Annotated in this window: 1 protein-coding gene; it reads left to right on the top strand. The window is 63.3% G+C overall.

Annotated features, from left to right (window positions below; genetic code table 11):
• Nucleotides 1-746: Rossmann-fold NAD(P)-binding domain-containing protein (locus tag ABCR83_RS32720; protein ID WP_462698902.1), on the top strand; the 746-nt coding region annotated here is incomplete at both ends.

Here is a 746-nt window from a genome sequence, read left to right as displayed (position 1 = left end):
GTGGCCGGACGGTATATCTACGTCTCGACTGTCAATGCCTATCGAGGTTGGCCGGATGAACCTTTGACGGAGACATCGGAGTTGTTGGACGGCCCTCCGGGCGCGGATGGTGACTACGGCCGGTTGCCGGAAGGGTGGGAGGGGCCCGATTGGTATTATGGCCGTCAGAAGGCCGGTGCGGAGCGGGCCGCCGTCAAAGCCTTTGGTGCAGAACGTGTTGCGATTCTCCGGCCGGGCGTGATTCTGGGCCCGGGGGAATATGTGGGGCGTCTGCCCTGGTGGTTGCGGAGAGCCGAGAAAGGCGGCACGATCCTTGCGCCGGGGTCCCCGGCCAGGGGTATTCAACCGGTGGACGTACGGGATGTTGCTGCGTTCGCCTTGAACCAGACTTTGGCTGGCAGCGGCGGGGCGTACAACGTCGTGGCTCCGGTCGGCCGGGAGACCATGGCCAGATTCCTGGAAGCATGCCTTGCCGTAACCGGCAACCGAGGGAATCTCGCATGGGTGCCCGACGAGTTGCTGATTGCACATGGAGTCGCGCAGTGGACGGAATTGCCGTTGTGGCGCACCCATGCCGGTGTGTGGAATGTCGATTCCACTCTGGCGCAGGAAGCGGGATTGGTCTGCCGCCCAGTGGCTGAAACGGTAGCGGCTACCTGGGCTTGGCTGCACAAGGGAGGTTTGCCAGTGCAGCACCCCAGGTGGAATGACCACGGCATCACAGCGGAGAAGGAAGCGAAGATCCT

This window comes from Streptomyces xingningensis, from assembly GCF_054957865.1.
This window is presented reverse-complemented; position numbering and strand designations above follow the sequence as displayed.